We start from the raw sequence: 15,321 nt of genomic DNA on the forward strand, positions 1-15,321 counted from the left end.
TCTTCCTCGTCCAGACGTTCAAGCCCAACCCGCTGGCAGCGCATCGGGCTCGCTGCGCGTGTTGGCAAGGCAGGCCCTAGCTAGGCCGTTTCGTTTGGATCAGCGTGCGGACCAGAGGAAGATGCCCGCGATGTGGAGTCCGGCCCTGCGAGAAGAGATGAAGCGATGACATTGCATTCCGATGTGGCCGAGTTGCTGGCGGAGGCCAGCATCCTCGACGTGGACGTCGACGAAGCCGTCGCGGACGAGCAGCACGCCCGATTGTCCGCGTACCTACGCGTCGTCTCGGTAATCGCTTCCTCGCAGAGCCGCGACCGGGACCGGGACCGGGCAATCGTGGCCACGATCCTGCGCGACCCCGATGAGAACGGGTCCAAGACGGCGGTGGTCGCCCTCGTGGACGAGATCGCGTGGAAGGTGACCGGTCCTGCCGAGTTCCGGCGGTGGTCGGCCGAACTACTGCCGGAGATCGACCAGCTCAAGACGGAGGGGTTCCGCGAGTTCATCCGCCGCCGCATCCACGACTGGCTATTCTACCTGTCCATCAAGGACGGTCACGTGCCGACACCGGCCGAGTTGGCGGAGGTCACGGACTGGATGCAGCGCTTCCTCGCCGAGCATTCGACGTCGCTTGCGATACTCGCCCTGGTCGCCGAGTCAGCCAACACCAGGAAGCCACGAAACATCGCGAAGAACCGAGCCGGAAGCCGCAAGCTGAGAACGCAATGAGCCGGTAGTGGCAATGGGCAGGCGCGCCGACTGCCTCACCCACAAGAACGGCGTCATGTCCGACGATCATGCGGGAGAACACGTCCAGGACGAAGGCGACGTAGGCTCAGCCGGACCAGGTTCTGACGTAGCCCGTTTCGTTTGGATCAGCGTGCGGACCAGAGGATGATGCCCGCGATGTGGAGTCCGGCCAGGTAGATGGTTGCGGTCTTCTCATAGCGGGTGGCGCTGCCGCGCCACTGCTTGAGCCGGTTGATGCAGTGCTCGACGGTGTTGCGCTGCTGATAGGTCTCGCGGTCGAGGGCCGGTGGCCTGCCGCCCCGGCTTCCCCGTCGCGGCCGGTGGTGTTGCTGGTCCGCCGGGACTGGGATCACCGCACGGATGCCGCGCTGGCGCAGGTGGTTTCGGATCGCGCGGGAAGAGTTCGCCTTGTCGGCCAGAACCATGTCGGGCCTGGTGCGAGGCCGGCCGCGCGGTCGGGGCACGCGCAGGCGGTCCATCACCTCCGTGAAAGCAGGCGCGTCGCCTGCCTGGCCGGCGGTGAGAGGGAAAGCCATCGGCCGACAGCGGTCATCGGCAGCAAGGTGGATCTTCGTCGTCAGTCCGCCGCGGGACCGGCCGATGGCATGGTCGTCCGGTTCGCCGGCCGGGGCCCCCTTTTGCGGGCTCCGGCCGCATGCTGGTGAGCCCGCACGATCGTGGAATCCACCGAGATGGCCCAGGTCAGGTCCTCATCGGCGTCGGCCTGGGCCATCAGCGCGGTGAACACCCGCTCCCAGGTGCCGTCGATGGCCCACATCCGCAGCCGGTTGTAGACACCTCGCCAGTTGCCGTACTTCTCCGGCAGGTGCACCCACTGCGACCCGGTCTGGAACTTCCAGGCGATCGCATCGATCACCTCACGGTGGTCACGCCAGCGACCACCCCGCTTCGGCGTCCGGTCCGGAAGTAACGGCTCGAATCCATGCCCACTGCGCGTCAGTCAACGGCATACCCGAACCAACGATCCGATGATCGGAATGAAACGCCCTAGGCGCCCGTTCCGGGCCCTTGTCGCAGCCAGTCGGGGGCCGGGTCCTCAGCAAGTAGCGGCCGGAGGGCGCCGAGAGCCGCGCCGATACAGACGTCGCGCAACTGGGTGCGGGTACAGGTCTCGTGGGTGAGCCAGTCGACGCAGAGGACCCGGACGAAGACCAGCCAGCTTTTCAGGACGCCGGACACGGCCTCGCGGGCACTCTCGTCCGCGAGTGGGAGTACGGTCAGCAGCCGCGCACGGAGGGCGTCCAGCTCGTTCGTCATGATCGTCTGGATCACCGGGTCGCCCGCGAGGACCCGGTTCGCGGCGAGGACAGCGTTGCGGTTCGCCACGAAGTAGTCGAGATGGACGTCCATGCCCTGGATGAGCTGTTCCACCAGGGAGTCGGCGGGGTCGAAGCGCGTCTCGGCGAGCAGCTGGTCCGCCGCCTGCCGGTAGACGGCCGCGAACAGGGCGTGCTTGCTGGGGAAATGGCGGTAGAGCAAGGCCCGGGAGACGCCGGCCTCTTCGGCTACCTCCTCCATCAGCACGTCGGCGTACGGGTGTGCGGCGAAGAGCCGTGAGCCGACGGCGAGGAGTTGGGCGCGGCGGTCGGCAGGGGTGAGTCGCTGGCGGGGAGGCATGAATGAAGCTTAGTTGACATGTGTCTACTAGCACGCCAGTCTAGTAGACACATGTCAACTAAGTGTTCGCCAGGACGGCTTGGAGGGATTATGGCCAGGACCCTGCGCATACTCACACAGCTGATGGGCTGGGCCTGCGTGGCGATCGGCCTGTTCCACGTGGCACTCGGCAACGCGGCGATCCCCGGGGCCGGCTCCGCCGGCGCGACGGTCGACAGCTGGGGCCGGTTCATGGGGGCCATCTTCGTCGGCTACGGGCTGGCCTGGCTCTGGGTCGCGCGGCAGCGCCCGATCCCGGCTCAGGCGGTGCGGTGGCTGGCCGGCGTTTTCCTGTTGGGTGGCGTGGGCCGGCTGCTCTCGCTCGCCGTGCACGGCTGGCCGCAGTGGTTCCAGATCGCGCTGGCGGTGATCGAGCTCGGCCTGCCGCCGATCTTCTTCTGGCTGGCCAACGCAGAGGAAGCAGAGGAACGGGCCCCGCGAGGCGACGTGGAAGCTGTTTCCGCCGATCGATGAACGCGCGTGAGCTCGTCCCAATCGCACACTTGGGCGGGGAAGCTGACGCTGTCGGTGGGGAATTGCGTGGTTCTGACCGCATTTGCGTGATGGCTATGCCACAGGCCCAAGGCCCACTACGACATTCCGCTGTCACACCACGGAAGCGCGGCCACAACCAACTGGGGCGCACAGTCACGCCCCCCCTGTGGCTGAGCGGCTTAGTTGGTTCAGGCCGCGCTGCCGTGACGGCTACGTGAGAAGTGCGGCCTGCAGCCGCGCTGGGCAGCCGCCGAGCGACCTCCCGAGGGCAGCGCCAGGCGGTAATGATGCGGGAAGATCGGGATGTTCGCCGCGTGCCTAACTCAGCAGCTCGCGAGCCAGCGCCTGCCCCCACCACTCCTCGATGCGACTGGGCGGCCAGCCGCGTTCGGTGGTGAGTGTGGTGTAGACGTCGATGTTGCAGATGGCCGCGTAGATGTCGACGGCAGACTGCCGGTCCAGGCCGCGTCGGAGGGTGCCGGCCGGCCAGGACGAGAAGATCTGCACCCGGGTCGCATCGCCCCGTTCGCGACCGTCACGGTAGGCCGTGGCGAGCTCGGGTTCGCTGCGGCCCGCTTCGCGCATCACCATGATGATGTCGCCCGCGCGCTCGAACAGCCGCCGGTCGTAGGCGGCCATCGCCGCGAGCTGGCCCTGGGGGTTCGCCACTGCGGCCTCCAGCTCCGCGAGCATCTGCGGCGCGTCGGCGGACAGATCGGCTGAATCGGCCACGGCCCGGGTCAGCCCGGTCTTGTTCCCGTACGTCGCGTAGACCGTGGGCACGGAAACTCCTGCCTCGCGCGCCACCTCGCGCACGGTCGTGCCCGCCCAGCCCTGGGAGTCGAAGAGCCGGCGCGCGGCGCGGGCGATCTCGGCCCGGGTCTCCCGTGCCTGCGTCGTGCGACGCAGTGAGTCATAGCGACGTCGGTCCTGCTCTTCGCTCATGCCTTGCCCTCTCCAGGTTTACGCTGCTTATAATCAATATATGACACAGCAATCCAAGTTAGCCGCCGTCGGCTTCTCCCGGATCGGCGGCATGGCGGCCATCGGCTTCGCCGCCATGATCACCCTCAGTAACGTGATCATGGTGCCCGCCGGCCTGCCCCTCACTGGCGCGGAGGCCAGCAAGGTCACCGAGTTCTTCGCCACGCAGGGCACGGCCGTCGGCATCGGATCCGCACTGGCCCCCGCCGCCTGGATCCTGGCCACGTTGTTCGGCGCCGGTGCGCTCATCGCTCTGCGGCGGTCCGAGCGCGACCGCAACGAGGCGTGGTCGCTGCTCGGACTCGCCGGTCTGGCCCTTCAGAACGTCACCTTCGCCGGGGTCATCGCGACCCGCCTCGCCCTGACCTCGACAGCCCCGCACGATCCCTCCGCGACCGCGGCACTCTGGGCGCTGCACGATGCGGTGTTCACCCTCAACGGAACGTTCCTGGCGCTGGCCCTCCTCGGCCTGTCCGTCGGAGGTCTGCGCACGGGCCTGATCCGGCCGTGGCACGGCACCCTGGGACTGCTCGCCGCCGCACTGCAGTTCAGTTCCGCCACCCTCGCCCACTGGGTCATCGACGACGGCGGCGCCATGGGCCTCCTGGGTCTCGTCGGCTGGCTGATGTGGGTCGTCTGGATCGTCGTGTACGGCATCACCCTGATCCGGCAGAAACCCACTACCCCGGTCCGGAGGTCCACCCATGACCACACGCGTGCCGTTCCCGCGTGACCCCGCAGGCCCTGCCTTCCCGCTGGGAGGCTCCGTGAAAAGGCGTCACATTACCACGGCCCTTGCCGTACTATCCGGCGCCACGGTTCTGTTCTTCGGGCTCAACTTCCTGCTGAATCCTGACGGCGCACCCTCCGGATTCGGGATCACCCCCTGGCCGGAGGGAAACGCCGATGGCTACTTCGCCGTGAAGGGCGTACGCGACATCGCGGTGGCAGCCACCGTGTTCCTGCTGCTCACGATCGGGCAGCGGCGGACGCTCGGCTGGGTGGTCCTCATAGACGCCATCATTCCGCTCGGCGACGCGCTCACGGTCCTCACCCATGGCGGCACGTACACCACAGCCCTGAGCATTCACGTATCAGCGGCCGCTCTCGTCGTGCTCACCGCCATCATGCTGCTGACTGAAAGCGGCCAACGCCCGCCGGAGAGGACGCACCTGACATCCTCACCATGACCCTCTGGACAGTGCCTACTTGGCTGTTGGCCGTATGCGCATGAAGCCGCTGTCCGGCGCCGACCCCGAGTACTGCGCTGCCCAAGCGCTTGCACGGTAGCTGGCTGACCTGGACGCGGGCGGCCTCTCTGGCGTAGTCGTCACGGAACCACGGTCTGAACCAATTGCGTGATCGTCCACACGATTACTGGACAAGCCTCATCGACGCCGCGCCATCGGGGACGAGCGGTCCGACTTGCCACTGTGACGTTCCGTGTCCGGTGCACCGGAGATGGGGAGCTGAACTGGCCGCCGATGAGGGCCGCCAGTGGGGAGTTGCCGGCCATACGTGGGGAAAAGATCTTGGCCGCTGTCATTCCAGGAGACCTCCGGTGCCGGATCCGGTGTCGGAGAGGTCTCCGCCATCTCGCCGTCCACCTCGACGGCCGGTGTCCAGGCCGTCCAGGCCGCCTCCGGGATCTTCACCACCGAGGCCGATACCGGCAAGCTTCACCAGGAAGCAGTAGCCGACCGAAGCCCCGCGACCAGCGGCCTTGTCCCAACCTCACCGGAAACGGACATCACCTCACGAACCGCCCTCTCACGCCATGCTCGAAGCTCGTAGCCTGCACCAGGTCCACCCACGATCTGTCGGAGTCGTGATCTCACCCCTTGGGGCCCGTCGGTGGGACGGCGTTATCGAGCTGGCACCGGCGCGGCTTGTTGCCGCGAAGCGAGGGCTTCGACCAGCCAGCAATGCGTGATCCCCAGGTTGGGGCGCCCAGCGGCCGTGATCGTGGCGACGTGTTGCCAGTAGCGGCGAAAGAGGGGGATGGTGCCGTGCAGCTGCGCACCCATGAAGGCGCGGAATCCGGGTGTGTCGTCCTCGCCACGGGAGCGGGCGCAGGCTCGGGAGAAGTGGTCCAGAGCCTCTCCGGGCTGGGGTGGCAGGCCGTCGGCGACCGTGTCGGTGGCGAGCTCGGAGGCATCGAGGAGTTCTGAGTACAGCGACGCCTTGTCGCTTGCGTGAGGGCAGGCCCAGTAGACGGGGAAGTCCTGGTGCCTGGTGAGTGTGTGCAGTTCGGCGTAGGCCAGGACCACTTCCGCGGTGGGGTTCTCCGGAGGTTCCGGAACGGCCTGCGCGGTGATGGCATCGGCAAGGCGCGCCGGTACGGATGCGGGAATCGTCTGCCCCCATGCCCCTGCGAGCCGGTCTTGGGCTTCCGGCAGACGCTGAACCCGGGACAACACCTCCAGACGGCGGAGCCGCTCCTGTGCCGAGCAGTTGTCCAGTGCCTCCAGTGTGGCCTGGCGCCAGTGGAGTTCGGTTAATCGGCTCCGCACAAGGCCCATCTCGTCGGCGATGAGGTCGCCGAGGCTGCGTTCACCGGAAGCCAGCTGGGTGATGGTGGAGATCGGGGTGTCCAGCGCGCGCAGCCGCTGGACCAGGCGCAGTTGTTCCAGCGCCTCCGGCCGGTAGCGGCGGTGGCCCCCAACGCTTCGCTCGGCGACGGGCAACAGACCGACGTCGGAGTAGTACCGGACCGTCTTCACCGGCAGCCCGGTGCAGGCCGCCAGCTGCCCAATGGTCCATGTGATCTCTTTCACAACCGCTTGAACCTCCAGTGCACGGGAGCTCTTAGCGTACGAAGTGCCGGTCGAGCACGAGCACGAGAAACCGGCCAACACATCACCCATCTCACGTGCCTCATGTGAGAACTGACCAGAGGGGAACGCATCATGCGTATCCGTCACATAGCCAGCGCGGGCGCTGCCGCTGCCGCACTCACGCTCGGTGTCACATTGCCGGCCTTCGCCGACGGTCACGCCTCGGTCGCCGCCGACCAGGCGGCCGCCGCGAAGCGGAAGGTCGTGGTCTACCAGGACGCCAACTACAAGAACCGAAGCACGACCTTCACCAAGAACATCCCGAAGCTGTCGAAGTACGGCTGGAACGACACCATCAGCTCCGCCAAGAACAAGGGCAACCGCACGGTCACGTTCTACCAGCACAAGAACTATGAGGGCGCCCGCTTCTCCCTGAAGCCGGGCGAGAACGAGCCCCACTTCGGCGACCACGCCAACATGAGCGACGCGACGAGCTCCATCAAGTTCAGCTGACAGCGGGTTTCGTCAGTAACTAACTACTGACGGGCGGGGTGCGGCGACTGGGGCCGCACCCCGCCCTACCTGCCACCGCACCCCACTCAACACACACCGCACACCGCACACCGCACGACGAGAGGCAACCATGTCGCCCTCCCGCGCCCGGGCCACCACCGCGCTCGCACTGCTGCTCCTGGCCACCACCGCCTGCACAGCCGCGCAGCACGAGTCCACACCCGCCTCGCACCCCCCGCCGGTGTCCCGGCAGGCCCAGCAGCTCCGGCTGCCACTGGACGCCTACGCATCGACCGTGGCCGAGACCCACGCCGTGGAAGACGCACAGGACATCCTCATGCGCCGGTGCATGAAAGACCTGGGCATGGAGTGGAAGCCCCTGCCCGGGGTGGACGCCCAGGACACCGAGCCGCCCAACCTCCGACGATACGGAGCCGACGAGACGGAAGCCGTCCGCTACGGATACCACCCGCGCCCCGACCCGCCGTCGGTGGTACGGCGCAACCGGGCCTGGGACGAGCGCGAAGCACTCCCGGCCGAGGTGCAGCGCGCGGCCTACGGGCTCTCCGGCAAAGGTGGGTGCCTCAAGACCGCCCAGCGCCAACTCGTCGGCGACACCGCCCCACTCGACTACCGCGCCTTCAACCAGCTGACCGGCACGGCCCTGGAAACCTCCCAGCGGGCCCCCGAAGTACGCGACGCCCTGCGGACATGGCACACATGCATGGCGAAGGCAGGCTTCGACTACCCCGACCCCTATGCCGCCGCCGGCAGCGAGCGCTGGGAGACGACCGAGCCCACCGCGGCCGAACGCGCCACCGCCCGCGCCGACGTGGCCTGTCAGAAGTCGGCGAAGCTGGTAACGGTATGGGCAGCGGCCGAGACCCGTATCCAGCGTCGTCTGATACGGCAGAAGGAGAACGCCGGCCGGCTGCGCGAGGCGAAAGCCCGCAAGGACCGCTGGCTGGCAGCGGCCCGCCGCGTCCTGGACCGTGAGGGCCGCACGCACGGCCAGCATCACGCATCCGACCAATAGCCCCCACGTATCCGATCAATAGCCAACCAAAGGAGTTCCTCATGCGTATCGGTCACCTAGCCGCTACCGGTGCCGCCGCTGCTGCACTCACGCTCGGCGCCGCGCTGCCGGCCTCCGCCGACGGTCACCCGGACCTTGCCGCGGCCAAGCCCAACCCCAAGGTCAAGGTCTTCGAGCGCCCCATGTTCCAGGGCAGGAACGCGACCTTCACCCGCAACGTGCGGAATCTGCCGCCCCGCGGCTGGGACGGCATCGGCTCCGCCAAGAACAAAGGCAACCGCACGGTCACGTTCTACCAGCACGCCAACTACGGCGGCGCCCGCTTCTCCCTGGCACCGGGCGAGGCCGAGCCCCACCTCGGCGACCACGACGGCTCCCTCCGCTTCCACTGACAGCGAGCCGCTGACGGGCGGGCCGGTTTCCCAAAGACTCGCTGTGCAGCTCAGAGCTCTAGTGATCTCGCCCCACCAGGTGCCTTCTCAGCGCTTGACCTGTTCGAGGCCCCTGCACGGGGCTGACCGCGCTTCTCGCCCTCAGCATCCCCGGCCTGGCACTCTTCATCGACGGGCCCCATTTCCTGCCGACGGTTCCGGTGTCCATCGGGCAGATGTGGCTGGCCTACATGTTCCCTCTGAGCCGGCTGCCGGAATTCATCCTGGGCATCCTGCTCGCCCGCATCCTCAAAGAAGGCATGTGGCGCCCTCTGCGGCTGCGTTACGTGCTGCCGCTGCCGTTCATCGCCATCGCCAGCCTGGTGGCACTCCCACCCGTGTTCGCCTTCGGCCCCCATTTCGCGGTCCCGGTGGCCGTCCTCCTTGCGGAGATCGCTTCTCGTGACGTACGAGATGCCCCGTCTCCATTCCGCCGCCCCACCCTGCTCTACCCGGGCGACCGATCATTCGCCTTCTACATAGTCCACTACGTCGTGATCATGTACATCAGCCACTTCCTCCTCGGCCCAAAGGCCGCCTTCAGTGCTCCGGTGGCCACAGGCTGCGTGCTATTCCTGCTCCTCCCACTGGCTTTCGCGGGGGCTTGGCTGCTCCACCACTACGTCGAAAACCCATCCGTAGCCCGATTCTCCGAAGTAGGCACGAGGGCCGGCCTAAGCCCGTAACCGCACCTATCGGACACGCCCTGGGTGCGTCCAGTGCTCGGCCGGCGAATCGTAGATCACCAGCAGCTGCTCTTGGTCGTCGGTGATGTTCTTGACCGCCTTGGGGAACTTCGGTCCTGCGAAATTCCGAGGAAAGCGGTAGTGGCATCATCGTTGGTCGAGGTGAGAAGGGCGGGACAACAGTCAGAGGTGGGCGGTGGACCCCGGCCCGATAGGGTGCCTGTCAGCAGGGGCGTTGGAGGACGAAGTAGAAGTTCCGGCCGTTGTCGGACGGCTCATTGCCTCCGGTCATGAGGCCCATGAGGGTGTCGTGGTCGGCCTTCTTGAAGTAGTCGATGACTGGCTTGGCGTCGTAGACGAGTGCGGTGGTCACGTCATTACGGAAGGGCAGCATCTGCAGGCGCCCGCCGCCTCCGGACGCGTCGGTCTCGGAGTACAGGCGACCGTGCTCGTCGCGGCAGATCAGCGGCTGGACGTCATCGGGTGAATTGAAGGTCTTGCCGTACCAGCGCAGGGCTCGAAGACGTCGCTCGGCGGAGTGGCCTGTGTTGAGGGGAGATCCGCGCCATGTCCCCAGGATCTGTTCCGGGCGGACACACTCCAGCTCCTCCCACAATTCGTCGAGCTCCTCGGGTTCGGCGCGTGCGTGGCTCTCTGCGAGGTCCATCAGTCGCCTGCGGGCCAGTGCGGTGTTTTTCCCGCCCGCCTTACCTGCCTTCTGCGGCCGCCCGGACAGGGGCATGGCATCGGCGGCTGAAGAGACCGGAGGCAGACCGTGCCCCCTGATCAGGTCTGCGGCCTTTTCGGCGATCATGATGGCAGCGGCGTTGGTGTTGCCGCGGGGCACCGAGGGCAGGACCGAGGCGTCCGCCACGCGCAGGCCCTCGACGCCGAGGACGCGCAGCTGTGCGTCGACGACACTGCCAATGGCGCAGGTCGATGTGGGGTGGTAAGTGCTGCATCCGGTGCGTCGTACGAACTCCTCCACGTCACCGTCGGCGTCGGATTCGGGCGCGAGGTGGGGGCGGCCTCCCCGGGCCAGGAGGGCGGGTCTGCGGGCGATGCCGAGGGCGAGCCGGATGCCGTCCACGGCGGTCTTCATCTCGCCTTCACTGGCTAGGAAGTTGGTGTGGATGCGTGGCTTGTGGTCGGGGGCGGCCGAGCGTAGCGTCACGCGCCCTCGGCTGACCGGGCTGATGGAGGAGGTGAGGACGGTGTACGCGTCCGTGTGCACGTCGCCGAGCCCGTCCTCGTGGAACATCGAGTGCGACAGGTAGAGCTGGAGGTCCGGAGCGGGCTGTTCGGCGGCGCTGCGGAAAAACCCGCCGGATTCGCTGCCGTTGGATGTCATGGGTCCTCGGCCCTCGCTCCAGGCCGTCGCCATGGCGTGCGGCGTGGACTGGGAGTGAAGCGTCTGCTCGCGGGTGCGCCACACCAGGGGTACGGCCAGGTGGTCCTGGAGGCCGCGACCGACCGGCAGGTCCTGGTGTGTCTCGATGTCCAGGCGCGCGAGGTCCGCGGCCGGTCCGATGCCGGAGAGCAGCAGGAGGTGGGGTGAGTTGTAGGTTCCCGCGCAGACGATGACCTCCTGCGCGGCGGCGACGGTGAACTCCTGCCCACCGCGTTTGATCCGCACGCCCGTCGCCCGGCCTCGCTGGACGACGATGTGCAGCACGAGCGCCTCGGTGAGCACGCTGAGGTTGGGGCGGGCGAGTGCCGGGCGCAGGAAGCCGACGGCGCTGCTGCAACGGCGTCCGTCGCGTTGCGTGAGCTGGTAGCGCCCGGTCCCATCCTGGCAGGCACCGTTGAAGTCTGGGTTGGCGCGGTGTCCGGCCTGTGCGCAGGCGTCGAGGAACGCGTCCGCGAGAGGGTGCCGCGACCGGCCGTCGGACACGCTCAGCGGGCCGCCGGTCCCGTGGTAGGCGTCTTTGCCGCGCTCGTTGTCCTCCGAGCGGCGGAAGTAGGGCAGGACGTCGTCGTAGGACCAGCCCTCGGCTCCGTCTGCGGCGTATCCGTCGTAGTCCTGACGGTTGCCCCGGATGTAGATCATGCCGTTCTGGGAGCTGCATCCGCCCAGGACCAGTCCGCGGGTCAGGGGCAGGCGGCGGCCTGCCAGTCCGGGCTCCGGTTCGCTCCACAGATTCCAGTCGTACGAGCTCTGGACGAGCCGGCCGTACGCGGCGGGAACATGGATCTCCCGGGCGGTGTCCGGGCCTCCCGCTTCGATGAGCGCGACGTTGACCCTTGGGTCCTCGCTGAGCCGGGCCGCCAGCACACAGCCGGCCGAGCCCGCTCCCACGACGATGTAGTCGTACCAGGTCATTGGCTGCTCGCTCTCCTACGCGGGGAACCCGGCACCGTGGTGGCTGCCGGCCGTGGGGTGGATCGCATGCAGTGCGCTCATGCCCGGCCCGTTGAGGGGGACGTCAGCGCCGGGCATGGTGGGGGCGGGCCGTGCGGTCGGCAGATGCCGGGGAGCGGCGGGCGTGCAGCCGGGCAGCCGGCCCAGTCGCCTGAGGTCTCCGAGCGCGGTAAGGACGTACATGTCTGCCATGCCGGGGAAGTTGTAGGGGATGGGGCGAGGGGCGACTTGATCGGGGATGGAGGTGAAGCCTCCGTCCGGCCGCTGCTGCCGCAGCAGGTAGGTCAGTCCCCGGCCGGCCCAGTCGGGAGTGCCCAGGATCGCGGCCGCGCTGAGCGAGTGGGCGCTGCTGATCGGGTCGCTGTCGTTGTCGGCCCGTTGGCCCCAGCCACCGTCGGGGTTCTGGGTCTGCTCCAGGTAGGCACCGGCGCGTGCGTATGCCTGCTCGATGCCGCGGTTGAAGCGCGGGCGAGCCTGCTCGGGTACCCGGTGCAGAGCGTGCAGGACGCGTCGGATGGCGTGCGCCTGGCTCAGGCTCCAGCTGCGCTCGTAGGTGCCGTCCGGCTGCTGCGCGTCGAGCAGGAAGGCCACCGCGGGTTCCAGCACGTGTGCGTGAGCGGTCCACTCGGAGGCGAGCGCGTTGACCACGTTGGCGGTCATGACGACCTCCGAGGGATGTCCGCGCCGATAGGTGGGGAATCCGCCGTCGTCGTTCGCCATGCCGGCCAGGTAGCCGGCTCCGCGCGCCAGGGCGGCTCGGTAGCGGTCGGGGTCCACGGCTCGCAGGACTTCGATGACGGCGCCCGCACCTTCGACGTCGGTCTGACGGACCCGCTCGGTGAAGGGCCAGCTGCCGTTGTCGCTCTGCTGGTCGGTGAGGTAGTCGCCGACGCGGTGCAGGAGCAGCGGGTCGGCGTCCACCGTGGCCAATGCGAGCCCGGCCAGCGCGCCGAAGAAGACGGTGTAGTCGGGGATGAAGGGCAGGCCGCCGTCCGGCTTGCGCACGGTCAGGATCGCTTCGATGCCGTCGCGGATCAGCCTGTCGCCCGGTGCGAACTCGTGGACGGCCAGCAGAGCCATCAGATGGGCGCCCACGTTTGCTTCCCAGATCTCCCGCCGGCCTTCCTTCAGTCGGGAGACGAGAAAGGCACGGTCTTCCTCGCCGACCAGGTCGGGCCGCCCGCGCCCGTGGGCGTTGAGGACTTTCATGGCGCACAGGGCGAGTTCCACCCAGGTGGCATGGCCGTGGTAGTCGACGCCGGTGACGTCCACGTCCGGGTACGGTTCGGCTCCGAGCACCGCCAGATACGTCCGGAGCATCACTTGCTTGCGGTCCGCGGTGAAGTGGTCGAAGTCGCCCAGGAGTGTGTTCGCCTGGTCCTGTCCGGATGCCGTTCCGAGGCTGATGTCGGCGAGACGGCGTTCCAGCGGGTTGAGCGAGGGGGCACGCCGTCGGTCGGCGAGAAACCGCTCGAGGGTGTGCTGAACGCCTGGATGGCAGTTTTCACGGCGGAGTAGCGCCAGCATCATGGTGGACTCGGTGACCCGACTGTCGCACGATTCCCGGAATGCTCCGCAGTCATCGAAGGATCCGGCTACGCGAGCGGCCAAGCGGGCGATCCGCTCCCGGAGTGGGAGGCCGCCGATGTCGTCTGCCGCCGTGGCGTCGATATCGGACGGTGCGGCCCGCAGGTGCTGAACACGGGGCGAGGAGCGCAGGCTGCCGAGCTGATCGAGGACGAACGACGACCAACTCCGGTGAAAGGGCTCGGTGGACCCGGGCACCAGTGGTGCCCGGCTGTCGACCAGATCGGCGATCCTGTGGCGGAGGTCTTCGGCGAGGTCGAGCAGGGAGGCGCGGAGCCCGCCCCGCCACTCCGCAGCTGCGACGGAGAGGCTGTACGACCACAGTTCGGCAAGCCCGCGCTCCATCGGATTGGCCGGCTTGAGGCCGGGCTCCGCTCCTCGCTGAGGCATGAACTGCGGCAGGCGTGACAGGAAGGCGGTCGCCCCGTCCGCATCCCGGCTGTCCGCATACCGTGTCGAGAAGTAGTCGTCGGCGAATCGCGACCAGAGGTACCATGCCGCGGCGAGGTCGAACTCCGATGCGGCAGCGATGGTTTGGCTGGACGCTGCCGAGGACCGCAACGACCGTACAGACGCGAAGTCGAGGCCGGACAGGTCCTTCTCGTCCCACACACCGAAGAGCGGGTCGGCCATGCCGGCCTGGCGTGCCCAGGCCAGCGCGCGCTGGGCCGCCACCTCCAGCTGTAGCCCCAGCCGCGTGTCGGCTACCGGGGAAGGAGCCGGGGCCGGCTCCCGGGGGCTACCGGTGGCCCCCTCGGCGGGCTCGTCGGCACGCCCTCCCAGCAGCAGCCGGGACGCTGAGGTGCCCAGTCCGGTAGGCCCACCGAGAACGGGTGACGGCGACGGGGCACCTGCGGGGCCGGTGGCCGCGTTCCGTCCTGATTGCTCGTGCCACTGACGGTTGCCGGCCATGAAGTCCCGCAGACCCTGCACGTAGCCGATCACGGTTGCCTGGCCAGACGGCCCGACGGTCTGATCGGCGAACAGTACGGGCAGCTCGGAGGCCACGATGTCCTCGAACCGGCGCATGCGGGTGTCGAGCAGGTCCCGCACGATGTCCGAGGCTTCCTCCGGGCAGCACCCGAGGAAGTGCTCCACCACGAGAACCTCGTTGCTGACCTCTCCTTCCTCTTCCACCTCCCGCCGATAGGAGGTGAGGTCGTTGTGCAGGCGCACGACGTCTCCGAAGGCGTCCTGCAGCGCCCGCATCGGTCGACTGCGGGAGATCTCTGCCGGCAGCGGCGCCCGGAGTGCCAGTTCGACCAGCTCGGCTGCCCACGGACCGCCCCGTCCCTCACGGCGCATGTCGAGATAGCTGATGGGGTCGGGCACCCGGCTCTGCCCATAGAGCACGAGCTCGCGCAGGTGCTCGTCGAGGACGCCCTGATTGCTCTCCCGGAATCGCTGCCGCCAGTCGTCGCGCATCAGGGGAGCCGTACGCGGCCAGAGGTCGGCCAGCCCCCGCTCGGCCGGGTCGTCCGACATGAGCGCGCCCCCGTGCCCACCCGCCATGATGGCCGCGAGCAGACTCAGATACGCACGGCCTCCCGCCATGTCACCACGGCGCATATACAACTCGTCGAAGTGGTCGTCGAGAAAGAACAACCACACGTACCAGTCCGTGACCAAAGGCAGTTGATCGGCGCCGGCGTCCGGATGGCACGAAGCGGTGAGCGAGGCGTAGTCGGCCGATTCGAAAGACGCCTCGCTCCAGACGCCACCGCGCTCCAGCATGCCCATGCTGCGTGCCCAGCCCTTGGCGAGATCACGTGCCAAACCCAGATGAGGACTCACGCGAACTAGAGGGGACACAGGTACTGCGGACCGCATGCTCAGCGACTGCCTTCCTCGGACGCGCGTGCGACGCATGGACGCCCACCGCCTTCGGTCCCTGGAGACGGGGGTCCAGAGCACGGAAAGCGGTCGTCTGGCTTTGACGTCGACGACCAGTCGCATTACACGCTGATCATGTCGTCCGTGCCCGGGGATATCCGTTCTCCAGCTCTCCACCACTCGAAGGAGT

General features: G+C 68.0%; 13 protein-coding genes and 1 pseudogene. 8 read left to right on the forward strand and 6 right to left on the reverse strand.

Features of this window, described 5'->3' with window-relative positions; genetic code table 11:
* Positions 1-183: 183 nt before the first annotated feature.
* Positions 184-729, forward strand: a complete 546-nt coding sequence (locus FCH28_RS15625) for a hypothetical protein (RefSeq protein ID WP_246102881.1) — start codon at positions 184-186, stop codon at positions 727-729.
* Between the two features lie 146 nt (positions 730-875).
* Here the strand turns inward: FCH28_RS15625 and FCH28_RS15630 are convergent.
* Positions 876-1,721: pseudogene (locus tag FCH28_RS15630) on the reverse strand (IS5 family transposase).
* A gap of 37 nt (positions 1,722-1,758) precedes the next feature.
* Positions 1,759-2,388, reverse strand: a complete 630-nt coding sequence (locus FCH28_RS15635; protein WP_136740461.1) for a TetR/AcrR family transcriptional regulator — start codon at positions 2,386-2,388, stop codon at positions 1,759-1,761.
* Positions 2,389-2,478: 90 nt separating this feature from the next.
* Between FCH28_RS15635 and FCH28_RS15640 the strand changes: the two genes are divergently transcribed.
* Positions 2,479-2,901, forward strand: a complete 423-nt coding sequence (locus tag FCH28_RS15640) for a DUF4345 domain-containing protein (protein WP_136740462.1) — start codon at positions 2,479-2,481, stop codon at positions 2,899-2,901.
* A 339-nt stretch (positions 2,902-3,240) separates the two neighbouring features.
* Here FCH28_RS15640 and FCH28_RS15645 read toward each other — a convergent pair whose 3' ends face one another.
* Entirely contained in the window at positions 3,241-3,867 is a 627-nt protein-coding gene (locus tag FCH28_RS15645; RefSeq protein ID WP_136740463.1) for a TetR/AcrR family transcriptional regulator, read from the reverse strand.
* A 40-nt stretch (positions 3,868-3,907) separates the two neighbouring features.
* On the opposite strand from FCH28_RS15645, the gene FCH28_RS15650 reads away from it, so the two are divergent.
* Together FCH28_RS15650 and FCH28_RS15655 are read left to right on the forward strand one after the other, a co-directional pair.
* The gene (locus FCH28_RS15650; RefSeq protein WP_239590309.1) at positions 3,908-4,639 is read left to right on the forward strand and encodes a 2-oxoglutarate/malate transporter; all 732 of its coding nucleotides are present in this window, start codon (positions 3,908-3,910) and stop codon (positions 4,637-4,639) included.
* Positions 4,611-5,096, forward strand: a complete 486-nt coding sequence (locus FCH28_RS15655; RefSeq protein ID WP_222852429.1) for a DUF4267 domain-containing protein — start codon at positions 4,611-4,613, stop codon at positions 5,094-5,096. Before FCH28_RS15650 ends, FCH28_RS15655 begins: the two co-directional genes overlap by 29 nt.
* Before the next feature lie 675 nt (positions 5,097-5,771).
* Here FCH28_RS15655 and FCH28_RS15660 read toward each other — a convergent pair.
* Positions 5,772-6,683: a MerR family transcriptional regulator gene (locus FCH28_RS15660; RefSeq protein WP_169314167.1), complete on the reverse strand. Its 912-nt coding sequence runs from the start codon at positions 6,681-6,683 to the stop codon at positions 5,772-5,774.
* Positions 6,684-6,815: 132 nt separating this feature from the next.
* Between FCH28_RS15660 and FCH28_RS15665 the strand changes: the two genes are divergently transcribed.
* The 4 genes from FCH28_RS15665 to FCH28_RS15680 all read left to right on the forward strand — a co-directional run bounded on the left by FCH28_RS15665 (position 6,816) and on the right by FCH28_RS15680 (position 9,349).
* Positions 6,816-7,196: a peptidase inhibitor family I36 protein gene (locus FCH28_RS15665; protein WP_136740465.1), complete on the forward strand. Its 381-nt coding sequence runs from the start codon at positions 6,816-6,818 to the stop codon at positions 7,194-7,196.
* 130 nt (positions 7,197-7,326) lie between these two features.
* Entirely contained in the window at positions 7,327-8,232 is a 906-nt protein-coding gene (locus FCH28_RS15670; RefSeq protein WP_136740466.1) for a hypothetical protein, read from the forward strand.
* A 41-nt stretch (positions 8,233-8,273) separates the two neighbouring features.
* On the forward strand, positions 8,274-8,624 hold the full coding sequence (locus FCH28_RS15675; RefSeq protein ID WP_136740467.1) for a beta/gamma crystallin-related protein: 351 nt from the start codon (positions 8,274-8,276) through the stop codon (positions 8,622-8,624).
* A 122-nt stretch (positions 8,625-8,746) separates the two neighbouring features.
* Positions 8,747-9,349, forward strand: a complete 603-nt coding sequence (locus FCH28_RS15680; RefSeq protein ID WP_136740468.1) for an acyltransferase family protein — start codon at positions 8,747-8,749, stop codon at positions 9,347-9,349.
* 223 nt (positions 9,350-9,572) lie between these two features.
* Here the strand turns inward: FCH28_RS15680 and FCH28_RS15685 are convergent, their stop codons facing one another.
* Together FCH28_RS15685 and FCH28_RS15690 are read right to left on the reverse strand one after the other, a co-directional pair.
* Positions 9,573-11,672, reverse strand: coding sequence for a GMC family oxidoreductase N-terminal domain-containing protein (locus tag FCH28_RS15685; protein ID WP_136740469.1), 2,100 nt, complete (start codon positions 11,670-11,672; stop codon positions 9,573-9,575).
* A 15-nt stretch (positions 11,673-11,687) separates the two neighbouring features.
* A complete protein-coding gene (locus tag FCH28_RS15690) occupies positions 11,688-15,074 on the reverse strand; it encodes a terpene synthase family protein (protein WP_136740470.1) in 3,387 nt (1,128 codons plus the stop codon).
* Positions 15,075-15,321 lie beyond the last annotated feature (247 nt).

It is taken from the genome of Streptomyces piniterrae, from assembly GCF_005048155.1.
GTDB classification, from domain to species: Bacteria; Actinomycetota; Actinomycetes; order Streptomycetales; family Streptomycetaceae; genus Streptomyces; species Streptomyces piniterrae.